This is a genomic window from Streptomyces sp. NPDC056479, assembly GCF_042795335.1.
In the GTDB taxonomy this organism is placed as follows: Bacteria; Actinomycetota; Actinomycetes; order Streptomycetales; family Streptomycetaceae; genus Streptomyces.
Window position 1 is genome coordinate 139815 of record NZ_JBHTRZ010000007.1, and the last position, 14314, is coordinate 154128.

The window sequence follows — 14314 nt, forward strand, 5'->3', positions numbered from 1 at the left end:
TCATTTCGTTCCGAGTCGTTTTCGTTTCGACGCAGACCAAACTGCCGAACCGACGCTGAGAGGAACCTGAAGGACCCTGAAGAGATCTTCAGCTTCGCTTTGCGAACCTTGACGCATGCGCCCGCCCGTCACCCACCACCCTGCTCGAGACGCTTCGCGTCACCTCTTTCGATTCTTGATCGTGGAGGACGAGAAGCGGCTGGCCCTGTCGCTAGCCAAGGGGCTGACGGCCGAGGGATACGCCGTGGACGTCGTCCACGACGGCCGGGAAGGGCTGTACCGGGCCTCGGAGGGGTCGTACGACCTCGTGATCCTCGACATCATGCTGCCCGGCATGAACGGCTACCGCGTCTGCTCCGCCCTGCGTGCCGCCGGCCACGACGTGCCGATCCTGATGCTCACCGCCAAGGACGGCGAGTACGACGAGGCGGAGGGACTGGACACCGGCGCGGACGACTACCTCACCAAGCCGTTCTCGTATGTCGTCCTGGTCGCCCGCGTCAAGGCGCTGCTGCGGCGCGGGGGACAGGGCGCCGGGGCCTCGCCGGTGCACGTCCACGGGGACCTCAAGGTCGACACCGCCGCCCGCCGGGTGTTCCTCGGCGACGCCGAAGTGACGCTCACCACCAAGGAGTTCTCCGTCCTGGAGCAGCTCGTGACGCGGGCCGGAGAGGTGGTGTCCAAGGCCGAGATCCTGGAGCACGTCTGGGACTTCGCGTACGAAGGCGATCCCAACATCGTCGAGGTGTACATCAGCACCCTGCGGCGCAAGCTGCGCGCCGGGCTCATCCGGACGGTGCGCGGCGCCGGATACCGGCTGGAGTGGGAGCGATGAGAAGGCTGTTCGGCTCGGTCCGGTCCCGGGCCACGCTCGGCGCCACCGTCGTGGTCGCCGTGGCGCTGCTCGCGGCGGGGACGGCGGTGCTGCTGTCGCTGCGGTCCAACCTGATCGACCAGGCGGGCAACGAGGCGGAACGCACGGCGCAGAACGTCGTCGCCCAGCTCGCCGCCGGGAAGGCCTACGACCAGCTGGACCTGGACGACGACAGCCCCGTCCAGGTCGTCGACGCGGACGGCACGCTGGTCGCGGCCGGCGACGATCTGGAGCGGATCAGCGGCACGGCCACCGACGCCGTGAAGCCACGGCCGCAGCCGGGCGGTACCGGTAGCACGCCCGGCACGAGCGGTGACGATGCCGACGACGACTCGGACGACGACACCGCCCGGGACGAGGCAGGCGAGATCGGCGAGGGGACCGAGTTCACCGACGGCTCCGCGACGATCGACGGCGACACCGCCGACTACCGCTTCGCCGCCGTCCCGGTGGAGGCCGGCGACCGGGGGCGGCTCACCGTCTACGCCGGAGGTTCGCTGGACGCCGAGCAGAGCGCCGTGGGCACCGCGCTCACCGTCATGCTCATCGGCTTCCCGCTGCTGCTCGCCGTCGTCGCCGGCGTCACCTGGCTGGTCACCCGGCGTGCCCTGCGCCCGGTCGAGGGCATCCGCGGCGAGATGGCCGCGATCACCGCGTCCGAGGACCTCGCGCGCCGTGTGCCGGTGCCGGGCACGCATGACGAGGTCGCCCGCCTCGCGCTGACCACGAACGAGACGCTGGCCGCCCTGCAGACCTCGGTGGAACGCCAGCGCCGGTTCGTCGCCGACGCCTCGCACGAGCTGCGCAGCCCGATCGCGTCCCTGCGCACCCAACTGGAGGTGGGCACCGCGCACCCCGAGCTGCTGGACCTCGGCGGCGCCGTGGAGGACACCGTACGACTCCAGGACCTCGCCTCCGACCTGCTGCTGCTCGCCCGCCTGGACGCGGGGGAGCGGCCCGGCGACACACGGTTCGACCTGGGTGCGCTGGCCCGGAAGCAGGCCGAGGGGCGGGTGAACGTGACGGTTCGGGCGCAGGCCGTGGAGGTGACCGGGTCGCGGGGGCAGGTCGGGCGGGTGCTCACGAACCTGCTGGACAACGCCCGGCGGCACGCGCGTGCGGCGGTCACCTTGACCGTCCGGGAGGAGGGGTCCTGGGCCGTCGTGGCCGTCGCCGACGACGGGGACGGGGTGGCCGAGGCGGACCGGGAGCGGATCTTCGAGCGGTTCGTACGGCTGGACGAGGCCCGTAGCCGCGACGACGGTGGCGCGGGGCTGGGTCTGGCCATCGCCCGGGATGTGGCCGTACGGCACGGTGGCACGCTCACCGTGGGCCGGGCACCGGCGGGCGGAGCCCTGTTCGAACTCCGCCTGCCACAGGCTCGCTAGGCTGCCGGGTTCGCCGGGTTCGCCGGGGTCGCCGAGGTCACGGACGGCCGCGCTGTCCGCGCAGGTGCTCCGCGATCGGCTTGAGGGACTTGTCGAGCTCAGTGCGGGCGTCGGGGGACAGCAGATCGATGAAGTGCCTGCGCACGGACGCCACATGGTGTGGCGCGACCTTCCTCATCGTCTCCATGCCGTGGTCGGTGAGGACGGCGAACAGTCCGCGACGGTCGGACTCGCAGTTCTCACGCCGGACCAGGTTCGCGTTCTCCATCCGGGTGATCTGGTGGGAGAGGCGGCTCTTGGACTGGAGGGTGGCGGCCGCGAGGTCGCTCATCCGCATCCGTACGTCCTCCGACTCGGAGAGATTCACCAGGATCTCGTAGTCGTTCATCGTCAGGCCGAACGGCTGCAAGTCCTTCTCGAGCTGGTACGTCAACAGCCTGTTGACCTCCAAGTGGGTGCGCCAGGCGCACTGCTCCGCATCGGTCAGCCAGCGTGTGGCCGTCTCGGTCTCCATGAATGAAGTCTACCTAAGAAGTTGAAAGGCGAACTAGTGAGGGGTTATCTGTGACACGACTGTGTGCGCACACGTTCGATGTCACACTCCGCAGACTACCGCTCACAGCCCGAAGCGACGCTGGAGGTCTCCCAGCTGTCCGGGAAGGCGCGGTACCCCGGCCGGTTGTGAAGGGCCTGTGTGCGACCCACCGGAACCAGGCACTCCGGCGTCCGGCGGAACGCCCCCCGTGGCCTGCTCGGCCATGAGGGTCTCGGTCGACTGGAGCAGGACGTTGCCGGCCCCCACGAACTCGAACTGATGCTCCTCTCCGGAGGCCCCGCCGAGGCCTGTCAGTGCACGTAGACCGCCCATCACGCCGGTCATGTAGCCATGGTCGTAGTGGTGGCACGGGGAGGGGCAGTCGGCCCAGCCGACGAGTGCCTGCGGGTCCACCCGGATCGGGGGTTCCATGAACACCACCGGACCGTTAGATGCGGCCACGAACTTTCCGGTTCCGATCAGGGTCAGAAAACCCGGCACGATCGACTGCTTGAGGGCAAGACTTGGCTGAAAAGCGAGCAGGTTGCCCGAGCGAATGGTCAAGTTGCCGTTTTCCAGGTCGTACGAGTTCACGTCGAATGCCCGGTCTGCCAGCAGCATCTTGCCGGAGCCCTCCGCCACGACCCAGTCGCTCGCGTGCAGAGGCGAATGGAAGGACGTACGGACAAGTCGGTCGAGTCGGCCGTGCCCGACGCCGTTGAAGTCGATCGAGCCGTAGTAGGCGATCATCTTCCCCTTCTGCAGGAACCACTGGCTCCCCTTGAGCTCCACGCAGAAGGTGTAGGCGTTGACGTTGTCGTCGGACGGCAGCGTCATCGGGTCGAGGACCGCGGGGCCGCCGGGGGTTCCGTAGGGGGCGCTCACAGTTTCTCCTCAGACGCCTGGACGTACACCGCGCCGTTGCCGCTGAGCTCCAGCTGGAAGGCCTCGCCGGAGCCGCGGCCCACCATGTCGCGCCAGCCGAGCGCGGTGGACAGTTTGTTCCGTACGTCGCCGTGGTGGGCGACGTAGGCCTGGGGGTCGACGTGGACGGGGCGCTGCGGGGTGATGGGGATCTCGAAGACGCCGCCGTGGGCCATGACCGCCACGGCCCCGTGTCCCTTGAGGGTGGTCGTGAACAGCCCCTGCCCGCTGATCTGTCCCCGGACCATGCCCATGACCCCGCCCTGTGAGCCGAGGAACATCGTGCCCTGCTGGAGGGCACCCTCGAAGGCGAGGAGGCGGTCCGCCTCGACGCACAGTGTGTCGCCGGTGAGGTTGATCACCTGGACGTGGTGGCCGCCGTGCCCGAAGAGCACGGTGCCGCTGCCCTCGACCGTCATCAGCGGGGTGTCCTCGTTCGCCACCCGGCGGCCGATCATCGACATGATCCCGCCCTGGCCGCCGGCCATGCTCGGGGTGAAGGACACCTCGCCCTGGTAGGCGAGCATCGCGCCGCGCTGGCTGAACAGCTTCCGGCCGGGCGTGACCGTCGCCTCGACCATCTTGGAGTTGATCTCGCGGAAGGTCATGTCACACGTCCCCCGCGATCGTGTTCCGCTCGCTCGGCTGTACGTACACCAGGCCGTCCCCCTCGAACCGGATCTGGAAGGCCTCGCCGCCGCCCTCGCCCATGAGCGTGCGGAACGTCACACCGGACTGGAAGGACTGCCGCAGGTTCCCCTGGTGGGCCACGTACGCCCCCGGGTCGACCGTCAGCGGGTACTGCGCACTGACCCGCAGCACCACGGCCGGGCCGTCCGACATGATCGCCGCCTGTCCGTGCCCCTCGACGGTGGTCGTGAACAGGCCGTTGCCCTGCGAGGCGCCGCGCATGCCCGTGAAGGTCGTGCCGGTGCGCAGCCCCCCGTCGGTCGCGAGCAGGTTGCTCGACTCGACGTAGAGCTTGTCGCCCTGGAGGCCGACGAGGTTGATCTCGGAGGCGCGGTCCGCGAACCAGCACGTCCCGTGCCCCTTCACCTCCATCAGCGTCATCTGCTCGCCGGTGAGGCGCCGGGTCACCATCCCCCGGATGCCCTCGCCGCCGCCGCTCATCTTCTTGAAGGCCATCTGCCCGTCGTACGCGACCATCGAGCCGTTCTTCGCCTTCACGGCGTCCCCGGTCATGTCGACGGCGAGCACCTTGCTGCCCTGAAGTCGGAACATCGCCACGCAGCGAAGGTAGCCGCCGCCGCCCGTCGCCAACAGATCCCGTGGGTGGACTTCACCCCTGATGACACCCTTAGAGGGCTTGGTCCGACCGCGGCCGGACGACCGCCGTCCCCCTGCCGAGATCGCCCGTGGACCTCGGGGGCGCCCCGTCCTCCAGCTCGCTCTGCTTCCCCGGAGAGAACCACGAGGCCCGGCAGAGTCATGAAGAAGACGAACTGCACACGAACTCCCTGTGGTCGGCCTGGACAAGCGTCCCGCGCGCGGGAAGCCTTTGTCCCCCACTCGGTCGTCTCCCGGTGCGGACGCCGACCCCGGGCCCCGACCACCCCCCGGGGTTTGCCACAATGGGCGAGCGTTTGTGCTTGCGTTCACAAGCTGATCCGAGCCGGCCGACGTCTCTCCCACCGACTCCACCCCGAAGGTGACCCGTGGACATCAAGACCGCCACCGCCCTCCGCCGCCTCCGTCTCGTCTCGGCCCCCGAGGCGGTGTCGTTCCTGCTGCTGCTCGTCTGCTCGGTGCTGAAGCGGACGACGGACTTCAACGCGGTGCCCGCGATGGGCATGATCCACGGCGTTCTCTTCATCCTGTACGTGATCTTCTGGGCGGACGCCTGGAACCGCACCAAGTGGTCGCTGAAGACCGCCGCGCTCTACTTCGTCCTCTCCGTCCTGCCGACCGGCGGCTTCTTCGCCGAGCGCAAGCTCAAGCGCGAGGCCGAGGACGCGGTGATCGCCACCCGCGCCCGCAAGGAAGGAATCGTGGGCGCATGATCGTCGCGTTTTCCGTGACGCCGCTCGGCGTCGGCGAGGACGTGGGGGAGTACGTCGCCGACGCCGTCCGCGTGGTGCGCGAGTCGGGCCTGCCCAACCGCACCGACGCGATGTTCACCTCGATCGAGGGCGACAGCTGGGACGAGGTCATGGACGTCGTCAAGCGCGCCGTGGCCGCCGTCGAGGAGCGGGCGCCGCGGGTGTCCCTGGTGCTCAAGGCGGACATCCGGCCCAGCGTGACGGACGGTCTCACCTCCAAGGTGGAGACGGTGGAGCGGCACCTCGCCGAGTAGGGGACGCGGGGGAGGCCGTACGACGGTCGGGCACCCGTTCCAAGTCCCCGCGAGCAACCGCGACTTCGAAGGCGTCCTCGGCGACGAGGGCGCCTTCGGCGTTCTCCGGCTGTGCTCGCGCGAAGGCATTGCGGCCTGCCCGGCGGGCAGTTCCCCCCTTTGGCCCGCAATGGCTCGCGGACCCCAAGGCCCTGACCCACGATGAAGGCTCAGGGCCGAAACCCGCGTTCGCGCTGGTGAACAGGGACGGCCGCCGCTTGCTCCCGCGAAGGAAGGGTCCGAAGGATGACCACTTCGCCCTACACGTCGCAGTCGGCGTTCGACGGCTCCAGGATGCGCGTCCTCCTGCTCGTCGACCTCCATGAAGGCGCGCAGCAACAGTTCCTTGACGCGTACGAGCAGATGCGCGACCGAGTCGCCTCGGTCCCGGGTCACCTCGGTGACCAGCTCTGCCAGTCCGTGGAGAACCCCTCCCAGTGGGTCATCACGAGCGAATGGGCCACCGCCCCGCCGTACCTCGCCTGGGTGAACAGCGATGAGCATCTCGAGACGGTCCGGCCGCTGCAGAACTGCGTCCGTGAGCTCCGCTCGATGCGGTACGGCATCGTCCGCGAGACCGGCGGCGACCGTCCGGCGGCCGGTGCACTCCAGACGGCCGCACGGGTCGGCGACGGCGTGATCCGCCACGCCCTGACCTTCACCGTGAAACCCGGCTCCGAGTCCAAGGTCGCGGAGATCCTCGCCGGCTACGCCCCGCCCGAGGCCCGCGTCGACGACACCACACGGCTGCGCCGCACCACCCTGTTCATGCACGGCAACCGTGTCGTGCGCACCGTCGAGGTGGAGGGCGACCTGATGGCCGCCCTGCGGCATGTCTCCCGCCAGCCCGAGGTGCGGGCCGTCGAGGAGGCCATCAACCCCTACCTCGAGCAGGACCGCGACCTCGCCGACCCCGAGTCCGCGCGGACCTTCTTCATCCGTGCCGCCATGCCGCCCGTCCACCACGTGGCGCGCGGCGGTCCGGAGCCGTCCGACATCAGGCGGCACGCCCTCTACTACCCGGCCAAAGAGGGCTGCGGGATGGCGCTGGCCCGGTATCTCGCCCGACAGGACGAGGCGGCCGCGGCCGACCCCGCGTCCCCGGTGCACCGCAGCACCGTCTTCCAGCGCGAGGACATCGTCGTCCGTCTGATCGACGTACAGGGCGATCCCGAAACCGACCCGGTCATGGCGCTCGGCATCCACGGCCCGAGGAAGGCCGCCGTGCTGGCCCGGCTGCTCGACGGCATCGCGCTCGGCGTCACGGGACGGCTCACCGGCGAACGGGACGCCAACCGCCTCCTGGCGCACACCGACATGGCGCTGATCACCGACCGCAGGGCTGCGCAGTCCTGACGGCGCAGGCACCACCACCCCACCGACCGACCTGGAGACAGAACCATGGACAAGATGCGCCCGCGCGTCGTGGACGTCAACGAGATCGAGCCCAACCGCAAGCGCGGCGGCGACCTGCGCACCCTGCTCACCCCTGTCACGGTGGGTGCCACGAGCGGCTTCATGGGCCTGGCCATCATGCGGCCCGGCGAACGCATCAGCGAGCACTACCACCCGTACTCCGAGGAGTTCATCTACGTCGTCGAGGGCCGGCTGGAGGTCGACCTGGACGGCGAAACGTTTCCCCTCCGTGCCGACCAGGGCCTCATGATCCCCATCGACATGCGGCACCGCTTCCGCAACGTCGGTGACGAGGAGGCCCGGATGATCTTCCATCTGAGCCCGCTCGCGCCCAAGCCGAGCCTCGGCCACGTCGACACGGAGGCTCCGGAGATCAGCGACGACATCAAGCCGTACCCGCTGGTCCAGGAGGAGGGTGCGCAGCCGGAACGCCCAGGGGTGCTGTCATGACGCGGCGCGTGGCGGTCACCGGCATAGGGGTGGTCGCCCCCGGCGGGATCGGGGCACCGGCGTTCTGGGACCTGCTGTCCAACGGCCGTACGGCGACGCGCGGCATCACCCTGTTCGACCCCGAGGGCCTGCGCTCCCGGATAGCCGCCGAGTGCGACTTCGACCCGCTCGCGCACGGCCTGGACGCCGAGGTCGTCGAACGCGCCGACCGGTACATACAGTTCGCCCTGGCCGCCGCCGAGGAGGCCGTGACCGACAGCGGTGTCGACTTCGCCGCCGAGGACCCCTGGCGCGTTGCCGTGTCCCTGGGCAGCGCGGTGGGTGGCACGACCCGCCTCGAACACGACTACGTCCTGGTCAGCGAGGGTGGCCGGCGCTGGGACGTCGACCACCACGCCGCCGAGCCCCAGCTGCACCGGGCGTTCTCGCCCAGCACGCTGGCGGCCGACGTCGCCGAACGGTTCGGCGCCCAGGGCCCGGTGCAGACCGTCTCCACCGGCTGCACCTCCGGACTCGACGCCGTGGGCTACGCCTTCCACACCATCGAGGAGGGCCGCGCCGACCTCTGCATCGCCGGGGCGTCCGACTCCCCGATCTCCCCGATCACCATGGCCTGCTTCGACGCCATCAAGGCGACGTCGCCCCACAACGACGACCCGGCGCACGCCTCCCGCCCCTTCGACGCGCACCGCGACGGCTTCGTGATGGGCGAGGGCGCCGCCGTCCTCGTACTGGAGGATCTGGAGCACGCCCGGGCGCGCGGCGCCCATGTCTACTGCGAGATCAGCGGCTACGCCACCTTCGGCAACGCCTACCACATGACCGGTCTGACCAGTGAGGGCCTGGAGATGGCCCGTGCCATCGACGACGCCCTCGACCACGCGCGCGTGGACCCCACGGAGATCGACTACGTCAACGCGCACGGCTCGGGAACCCGCCAGAACGACCGGCACGAGACCGCCGCCGTCAAGAAGTCGCTGGGCTCCCACGCCTACGAGACGCCCATGAGCTCCATCAAGTCCATGGTGGGCCACTCGCTCGGCGCGATCGGCGCGATCGAGGTCGTCGCCTGTGTGCTCGCGCTGGCCCGCCAGGTGGTGCCGCCGACGGCGAACTACGAGACCCCGGACCCCGAGTGCGACCTGGACTACGTCCCGCGCACCGCTCGCTCCCGCCGGCTCGACCACGTGCTCTCCGTGGGCAGCGGCTTCGGCGGGTTCCAGTCAGCGGTGCTCCTGACGGGGCCCGGTGGAAGGAGACGACGATGAGTGGTCCACGCGCCCGGCACACCGCCGTCACGGGCATCGGTGTGGTCGCGCCCAACGGCCTGCACGCCGACACCTACTGGAAGAACGTCAAGGAGGGCGCGAGCGTCCTCGACCGGGTCACCCGTGAGGGCTGCGAGCATCTGCCGCTCCGCGTCGCGGGCGAGGTCCGCGGCTTCGACCCGTCGGCGCTGATCGAGGAGACCTTCCTCGTCCAGACCGACAAGTTCACCCACTTCGCGCTGGCGGCGGCCGACGCCGCCCTGACCGACGCCGGACTGAGCAAGTCCGCCTGGGCCGACGCGCCGTACTCCGTGGGCGTCGTCACCGCGGCCGGGTCCGGCGGCGGTGAGTTCGGCCAGCGGGAACTGCAGAAGCTGTGGGGACAGGGCTCCCGGTTCGTCGGGCCCTACCAGTCCATCGCCTGGTTCTACGCGGCCAGCACCGGCCAGATCTCCATCCGCAAGGGCTTCAAGGGCCCCTGCGGGGTGGTGGCCAGCGACGAGGCGGGCGGCCTGGACGCCGTCGCGCACGCCGCCCGTACCGTGCACCGGGGGACCGACGTGGTCGTGGTCGGGGCGGCCGAGGCGCCGCTCGCCCCGTACTCGGGCGTCTGCCAGCTCGGCTACCGCGAGCTCAGCACCGAGGCGGACCCGGCCCGCGCCTACCGCCCCTTCACCTCGGCGGCCTGCGGTTTCGTGCCTGCCGAGGGCGGTGCAGTGCTGGTCGTGGAGGACCTGGACCGGGCACGGCGCCGGGACGCGGTGGTCCGCGCCACCGTGGCCGGACACGCGGCCACCTTCACCGGCGCCTCGCGCTGGGACCGGTCGCGGGAGGGGCTCGCGCAGGCCATTCGCGGCGCCCTGGACGAGGCCGGCTGCGCACCGGAGGAGATCGACGTGGTCTTCGCCGACGCGCTGGGTGTGCCCGAGGCGGACCGCGCCGAGGCCCTCGCCCTCGCCGACGCCCTCGGCCCGCACGGCACCCGCGTGCCGGTCACGGCACCCAAGGCCGGCATCGGGCGGTCGTACTGCGGGGCGCCTCTGCTGGACATCGTGGCCGCGGTGCAGGCCATGGAGCACGGGCAGATACCGCCGACCCCGGGCGTCTTCGACATCTGTCACGACATCGACCTGGTGACCGCCACGGCACGCCCGGCCGAGCTGCGTACGGCCCTGGTCCTCAGCCGGGGACTCATGGGCTCCAACGCGGCGCTCGTCCTGCGCCGGGGTCCCGGATCCGCCGCATAGAACGACAAGGAGAACCTCATGACCACCGAAGTGAACCAACTGACCGTCGAGGAACTGGCGGCGCTGATGAAGAAGGCCGCCGGCGTCACCGTCGACCCGCAGGACCTCGAACGCCGTGCGGACACCCCCTTCGCCGAGTTCGGGCTGGACTCGCTCGGCCTCCTCGGCATCGTGGGCGAGCTGGAGAACCGGCACGGCCGGGCGCTGCCCACCGACGCGGAGCGCTGCAAGAGCCCCCGCGCCTTCCTCGCCCTGGTCAACGGCGCACTCACGACGGGAGCCTGACATGGCCGGACACACCGAGAACGAGATCACCATCGCCGCTCCCGTCGACCTCGTCTGGGACATGACGAACGACCTGGACCGCTGGCCGCAGCTCTTCAGCGAGTACGCCTCCTGCGAGGTGCTGTCCCGCGAGGGCGACACCGTGACCTTCCGCCTGACCATGCACCCCGACGAGAACGGCAAGGTGTGGAGCTGGGTCTCGGAGCGGGTCGCCGACCGCGAGAAGCTCGTCGTGCGCGCCCGCAGGGTCGAGACCGGTCCCTTCGCGTACATGAACATCGTGTGGGAGTACGAGGAGACCCCGGCCGGCACCCGGATGCACTGGACGCAGGACTTCGCCATGAAGCCCGAAGCCCCGGTCGACGACGCCGGGATGACGGACATCATCAACCGCAACTCGCCCATCCAGATGGCCCTCATCCGCGACCGTGTGGAGGCGGCATGCACCACGCACTGATCGTCGCCAGGATGGCACCGCGGTCGGCCAAGGACATCGCCGGCGTCTTCGCGGACTCCGACCGCGGCGAACTGCCGCACCTCGTCGGGGTGACCCAGCGCTCCCTGTTCCAGTTCGGCGATGTGTACATGCACTTCATCGAGGCCGAGCAGGACCCGGGACCCGCCATCGCGAAGGTGAGCGGGCACCCCGAGTTCGTCGACATCAGCCGCCGGCTGGAGGCGTTCGTCAGTCCGTACGACCCGCAGACCTGGCGGAGTCCGAAGGACGCGATGGCCCGGCGCTTCTACCACTGGCAGAAGGACTGACCGGGGAAGCCGCCCGAACGGGGAAGGCCGCCGCCCGCGCTGACCGAGCGCGGGCGGCGGCCTTCTTCTTTCCCCTGCCTGCGGTTACGACCGGGCGAGCCCCGGCATCAGCCGCAGCGCGTTCTCCCGGTTGATGCCCCGGAGTTGCTCCTCCGAGAGGAAGGGGTCGCTGTCCAGGGCCGGTGTCACGCTGTCGATGAGGACATGTGCGGGCGTGGGCGGCCAGTCGGTGCCGAAGAGGATGCGGTCGGGGTCGACCGTGGCCAGCAGGGTGGGCGTGGCCGAGGGGGACATGGGTCCGGCCGTGTCGAAGTAGAACCGGTGCAGGTAATCACGGACCCGGCCGGGCTCGATCGGCGGGTCGATCCGTCCGCCGAAGAGTTCGAGGCGGGTGGCCATGTAGGGGAGGAAGCCCCCTCCGTGCGGCAGCACGAAGCTGAGATTCGGATAGCGGTCCAGGGTGCCGTTCCTGATGAGGTTGACGGCCGCGCGGGTGGTGTCCAGCAGGAAGTCGCACACGAAGGGCGGCATCCCCGGCATTCCCGGGGCACCGTCCTTCCCGGCCGGTACGTCCATGGGGTGCGTGCTGATGACCGCGGACCGCTCGTTCAGCTCCTGGAGCAGACGGTCGTGCGACGCGTCGCCGAGGAAGATGCCGTCCATGCTCGTGCGCGTGCTCACCCCGATGGCACCGAGCTCGTCCAGGCCGTACCCGATGCTCCACGAGGACAGTTCCAGGTCGTCGAGGAAGATCGGGGTGAAGAACGCGAAGCGCGCGGGGTTGGCCTCCACGACGTCGGCCGCCGCCCGCAGGGCGACACGTGCGCTCTCCTGGCGCTCGGCGCGCTCCCGCAGCCGGCCGAGCATGGCGACGGTCATCACGGAGGTGCCGATGCCCGTCTTGTCCATGATCTCCAGTGCCGCCGTCAGGTCCCAGCGTGTCCACCAGGGCAGCTTCTCGCGGTTGACGACACCTCGTTCCTCCGCCCAGTCCAGCCAGGCCGGGGCGGTGAAGTGGTGGTGGACGTCGATGCGTCCGGCAGGGGTCATGGGGCGTCCTCGTCGTTCGGTGGGGGTGAGGGGAGGGACCAGCGGGGTCCGGTCGGGGTTCAGTCGCGGCAGAGCACGCTCTGCAGCACCTTCGTCAGGACGCGGTCGGCGTCCGGCATCGCGGCGTCCGCCCGCCAGGCGACGAATCCGTCGGGACGTACGAGCACGGCACCGTCCTCGGCGGTGCCGTGCAGCTCCGCCCAGTCGGAGTCCGCGTCGGGGGCGAGGTCGTGATCGGGGCCCGTGCCCACGAGATACGCCTCGACGGGGACACCCAGGTTGCCCGCGGCCTTCTCCACCGCGGCCCGCCACTTCTGCCCCCCGGACCCGGCGAGCAGCACGAAGGACCGCTCGTACAGATCGAGCGTGGAGATCCTGGTGGCCCCGCGCATGACCCACATGTGGGGTGCCCGGCTGCCCGGTTCGCCGCCGAGCCGGAACGCGTCGGGGACGATCGGCTGCTCTGGCGGGACACCCACCACGGCGTTCGAGGCGTACCGGTAGCACAGGGCGACGGTCATCAGGTCGGCCGGATCGTTGTTGCGTCCGGCGGCCGGGCTGAACCCCGGGTGCTGTTCGTCGGCCGCCTGGACGCATGCGCGGGTGCCGGTCGCGAGGGCGACGGGGCGGCGTTCGAGCTCATAGCTGTCGAGCAACGACGGACAGCCCCAGCCGCGCAGCACCGCCGCCAGCTTCCAGGCGAGGTTGTGGGCGTCCTGGATCCCGGTGTTGGAGCCGAACGCCCCGGTGGGCGGCATCTCGTGGGCCGAGTCACCGGCCAGGAAGACCCGGCCCTCGCCGTAGCTGTCGGCGACCCGCTTCGAGGCGTGCCAGGGTGCCCTGCCGGTGATCTCGACGTCGATGTCCGGCGCGCCGACGGCCGCGCGGATGTGCGCGGCCAGCCGCTCGTCGGTGAAGTCCTCCAACTCCTCACGCCGGTCGGGGTGCCAGGGAACGTGGATCACCCAGCGCTCCTCGTTGTCCACCGGCAGCAGGGCGCCCTCGCCGTCGGGGTCGGTGACGTAGCAGACGACGAATCGTTTCTCTCCGACGTGGTTCTTCAGCGCCCTGCTGCGGAACGTGACGCTGACGTTGTGGAACAGCTCGCCCGGACCCGACTGGCCGATCCCCAGGTGATTGCGGATGGGGCTGCGGGGCCCGTCGGCGGCCACCAGGTACTCGGCGTTCACGCTGTAGGTCTCGCCGGTGTCCCGGTTCCTGACCCGGGCCGTCACTCCGTCGCCGTGCTCCGCGAAGGAGAGCAGCTCCGTGCCGAAGCGGATGTCGGCGCCCTGCTCGCGGGCGTACTCCAGCAGCACCGGTTCGAGATCGTTCTGGCTGCACAGGCACCAGCCGGACGAGCTCACCCGGGTGATGTCCATGCCTCCGGAGATGTCCCCGATGATCCAGCGGCGCTGCGTCCCCGTGAGGGTGTCCACCTGGAGGATGCCGTCGTTCCCGGCGAGCACACGGGCCGCCTCCCGGATGCGTGACTCCAGTCCGGCGGTCCGGTAGATCTCCATCGTGCGCACGTTGTTGCCGCGGCCACGCGGGTGCGTCGATGTCGCGGCATGGCGTTCCACGACCATGTGCTCGATTCCCAGACGCCCGAGGAAAACCGAAGTGGAAAGACCCACCAGGGATCCGCCGACGATGAGAACTGGTACAGATTCGGCTTCGTGTCCGCTCACGTCGACGATGTTTACCAAGTCGGACTGTCACACACACGTCGTCCGGCGACCCGACCCATATGGCGCAG

17 protein-coding genes are annotated in these 14314 nt (G+C 70.2%); 11 read left to right on the top strand and 6 right to left on the bottom strand.

Translation table 11 applies throughout. The features are described 5' to 3' along the window. Window positions 1-115: 115 nt before the first annotated feature. Both ACFQ6S_RS26960 and ACFQ6S_RS26965 read left to right on the top strand, forming a co-directional pair. Complete coding sequence (locus ACFQ6S_RS26960) at window positions 116-835, top strand: response regulator transcription factor (protein WP_383414866.1); 720 nt, start codon at window positions 116-118, stop codon at window positions 833-835. Further along, window positions 832-2262, top strand: coding sequence for a sensor histidine kinase (locus ACFQ6S_RS26965; protein WP_383414869.1), 1431 nt, complete (start codon window positions 832-834; stop codon window positions 2260-2262). Before ACFQ6S_RS26960 ends, ACFQ6S_RS26965 begins: the two co-directional genes overlap by 4 nt. A gap of 37 nt (window positions 2263-2299) precedes the next feature. Here ACFQ6S_RS26965 and ACFQ6S_RS26970 read toward each other — a convergent pair whose 3' ends face one another. From ACFQ6S_RS26970 to ACFQ6S_RS26985, 4 genes are all read right to left on the bottom strand, one after another. After that, a complete protein-coding gene (locus tag ACFQ6S_RS26970) occupies window positions 2300-2776 on the bottom strand; it encodes a MarR family winged helix-turn-helix transcriptional regulator (protein WP_383414872.1) in 477 nt (158 codons plus the stop codon). Window positions 2777-2878: 102 nt separating this feature from the next. Continuing rightward, window positions 2879-3634, bottom strand: a complete 756-nt coding sequence (locus ACFQ6S_RS26975) for an AIM24 family protein (protein WP_383415854.1) — start codon at window positions 3632-3634, stop codon at window positions 2879-2881. A gap of 44 nt (window positions 3635-3678) precedes the next feature. After that, window positions 3679-4329, bottom strand: a complete 651-nt coding sequence (locus ACFQ6S_RS26980) for an AIM24 family protein (RefSeq protein ID WP_383414875.1) — start codon at window positions 4327-4329, stop codon at window positions 3679-3681. A gap of 1 nt (window position 4330) precedes the next feature. Beyond that, window positions 4331-4963 carry an AIM24 family protein gene (locus ACFQ6S_RS26985; protein ID WP_383415856.1) on the bottom strand — a complete coding sequence of 211 codons (633 nt, stop codon included), beginning with the start codon at window positions 4961-4963 and terminating at the stop codon, window positions 4331-4333. Window positions 4964-5397: 434 nt separating this feature from the next. Here ACFQ6S_RS26985 and ACFQ6S_RS26990 point away from each other — a divergent pair, with 434 nt between their 5' ends. From ACFQ6S_RS26990 to ACFQ6S_RS27030, 9 genes are all read left to right on the top strand, one after another. Then, on the top strand, window positions 5398-5742 hold the full coding sequence (locus ACFQ6S_RS26990) for a DUF3817 domain-containing protein (RefSeq protein WP_383414877.1): 345 nt from the start codon (window positions 5398-5400) through the stop codon (window positions 5740-5742). Next, window positions 5739-6035: an MTH1187 family thiamine-binding protein gene (locus ACFQ6S_RS26995; protein ID WP_383414879.1), complete on the top strand. Its 297-nt coding sequence runs from the start codon at window positions 5739-5741 to the stop codon at window positions 6033-6035. Before ACFQ6S_RS26990 ends, ACFQ6S_RS26995 begins: the two co-directional genes overlap by 4 nt. A 285-nt stretch (window positions 6036-6320) precedes the next feature. Continuing rightward, on the top strand, window positions 6321-7430 hold the full coding sequence (locus tag ACFQ6S_RS27000; RefSeq protein WP_383414882.1) for a SchA/CurD-like domain-containing protein: 1110 nt from the start codon (window positions 6321-6323) through the stop codon (window positions 7428-7430). Window positions 7431-7475: 45 nt separating this feature from the next. Further along, window positions 7476-7940, top strand: a complete 465-nt coding sequence (locus tag ACFQ6S_RS27005; RefSeq protein WP_383414884.1) for a cupin domain-containing protein — start codon at window positions 7476-7478, stop codon at window positions 7938-7940. After that, window positions 7937-9208 carry a beta-ketoacyl-[acyl-carrier-protein] synthase family protein gene (locus tag ACFQ6S_RS27010; protein ID WP_383414887.1) on the top strand — a complete coding sequence of 424 codons (1272 nt, stop codon included), beginning with the start codon at window positions 7937-7939 and terminating at the stop codon, window positions 9206-9208. The genes ACFQ6S_RS27005 and ACFQ6S_RS27010 overlap by 4 nt, the downstream gene beginning before the upstream one ends. Next, entirely contained in the window at window positions 9205-10455 is a 1251-nt protein-coding gene (locus tag ACFQ6S_RS27015; RefSeq protein WP_383414890.1) for a beta-ketoacyl synthase N-terminal-like domain-containing protein, read from the top strand. Before ACFQ6S_RS27010 ends, ACFQ6S_RS27015 begins: the two co-directional genes overlap by 4 nt. An 18-nt stretch (window positions 10456-10473) precedes the next feature. Beyond that, complete coding sequence (locus ACFQ6S_RS27020; RefSeq protein ID WP_383414893.1) at window positions 10474-10740, top strand: acyl carrier protein; 267 nt, start codon at window positions 10474-10476, stop codon at window positions 10738-10740. Between the two features lies 1 nt (window position 10741). Further along, window positions 10742-11197: an SRPBCC family protein gene (locus tag ACFQ6S_RS27025; RefSeq protein ID WP_383414896.1), complete on the top strand. Its 456-nt coding sequence runs from the start codon at window positions 10742-10744 to the stop codon at window positions 11195-11197. Further along, window positions 11182-11505: a TcmI family type II polyketide cyclase gene (locus tag ACFQ6S_RS27030; protein ID WP_383414899.1), complete on the top strand. Its 324-nt coding sequence runs from the start codon at window positions 11182-11184 to the stop codon at window positions 11503-11505. Before ACFQ6S_RS27025 ends, ACFQ6S_RS27030 begins: the two co-directional genes overlap by 16 nt. Window positions 11506-11589: 84 nt before the next feature. On the opposite strand, the gene ACFQ6S_RS27035 is transcribed toward ACFQ6S_RS27030, so the two are convergent. Then, window positions 11590-12555, bottom strand: a complete 966-nt coding sequence (locus tag ACFQ6S_RS27035; protein ID WP_383414902.1) for an amidohydrolase family protein — start codon at window positions 12553-12555, stop codon at window positions 11590-11592. 59 nt (window positions 12556-12614) lie between these two features. Beyond that, on the bottom strand, window positions 12615-14246 hold the full coding sequence (locus ACFQ6S_RS27040) for an FAD-dependent oxidoreductase (RefSeq protein WP_383414905.1): 1632 nt from the start codon (window positions 14244-14246) through the stop codon (window positions 12615-12617). Between the last annotated feature and the right edge of the window lie 68 nt (window positions 14247-14314).

Excerpts from the sequence above, each read along its gene's own strand:
- ACFQ6S_RS26995 (WP_383414879.1), top strand. The coding sequence starts at position 5,739 with ATGATCGTCGCGTTTTCCGTGACGCCGCTCGGCGTCGGCGAGGACGTG.
- ACFQ6S_RS26975 (WP_383415854.1), bottom strand. The coding sequence starts at position 3,634 with ATGACGCTGCCGTCCGACGACAACGTCAACGCCTACACCTTCTGCGTG.
- ACFQ6S_RS26970 (WP_383414872.1), bottom strand. The coding sequence starts at position 2,776 with ATGGAGACCGAGACGGCCACACGCTGGCTGACCGATGCGGAGCAGTGC.
- ACFQ6S_RS26980 (WP_383414875.1), bottom strand. The coding sequence starts at position 4,329 with ATGACCTTCCGCGAGATCAACTCCAAGATGGTCGAGGCGACGGTCACG.
- ACFQ6S_RS26960 (WP_383414866.1), top strand. The coding sequence starts at position 116 with ATGCGCCCGCCCGTCACCCACCACCCTGCTCGAGACGCTTCGCGTCAC.
- ACFQ6S_RS27010 (WP_383414887.1), top strand. The coding sequence starts at position 7,937 with ATGACGCGGCGCGTGGCGGTCACCGGCATAGGGGTGGTCGCCCCCGGC.
- ACFQ6S_RS26965 (WP_383414869.1), top strand. The coding sequence starts at position 832 with ATGAGAAGGCTGTTCGGCTCGGTCCGGTCCCGGGCCACGCTCGGCGCC.
- ACFQ6S_RS27020 (WP_383414893.1), top strand. The coding sequence starts at position 10,474 with ATGACCACCGAAGTGAACCAACTGACCGTCGAGGAACTGGCGGCGCTG.
- ACFQ6S_RS27015 (WP_383414890.1), top strand. The coding sequence starts at position 9,205 with ATGAGTGGTCCACGCGCCCGGCACACCGCCGTCACGGGCATCGGTGTG.
- ACFQ6S_RS27035 (WP_383414902.1), bottom strand. The coding sequence starts at position 12,555 with ATGACCCCTGCCGGACGCATCGACGTCCACCACCACTTCACCGCCCCG.
- ACFQ6S_RS27025 (WP_383414896.1), top strand. The coding sequence starts at position 10,742 with ATGGCCGGACACACCGAGAACGAGATCACCATCGCCGCTCCCGTCGAC.
- ACFQ6S_RS26985 (WP_383415856.1), bottom strand. The coding sequence starts at position 4,963 with ATGTTCCGACTTCAGGGCAGCAAGGTGCTCGCCGTCGACATGACCGGG.
- ACFQ6S_RS27000 (WP_383414882.1), top strand. The coding sequence starts at position 6,321 with ATGACCACTTCGCCCTACACGTCGCAGTCGGCGTTCGACGGCTCCAGG.
- ACFQ6S_RS27030 (WP_383414899.1), top strand. The coding sequence starts at position 11,182 with ATGCACCACGCACTGATCGTCGCCAGGATGGCACCGCGGTCGGCCAAG.
- ACFQ6S_RS27005 (WP_383414884.1), top strand. The coding sequence starts at position 7,476 with ATGGACAAGATGCGCCCGCGCGTCGTGGACGTCAACGAGATCGAGCCC.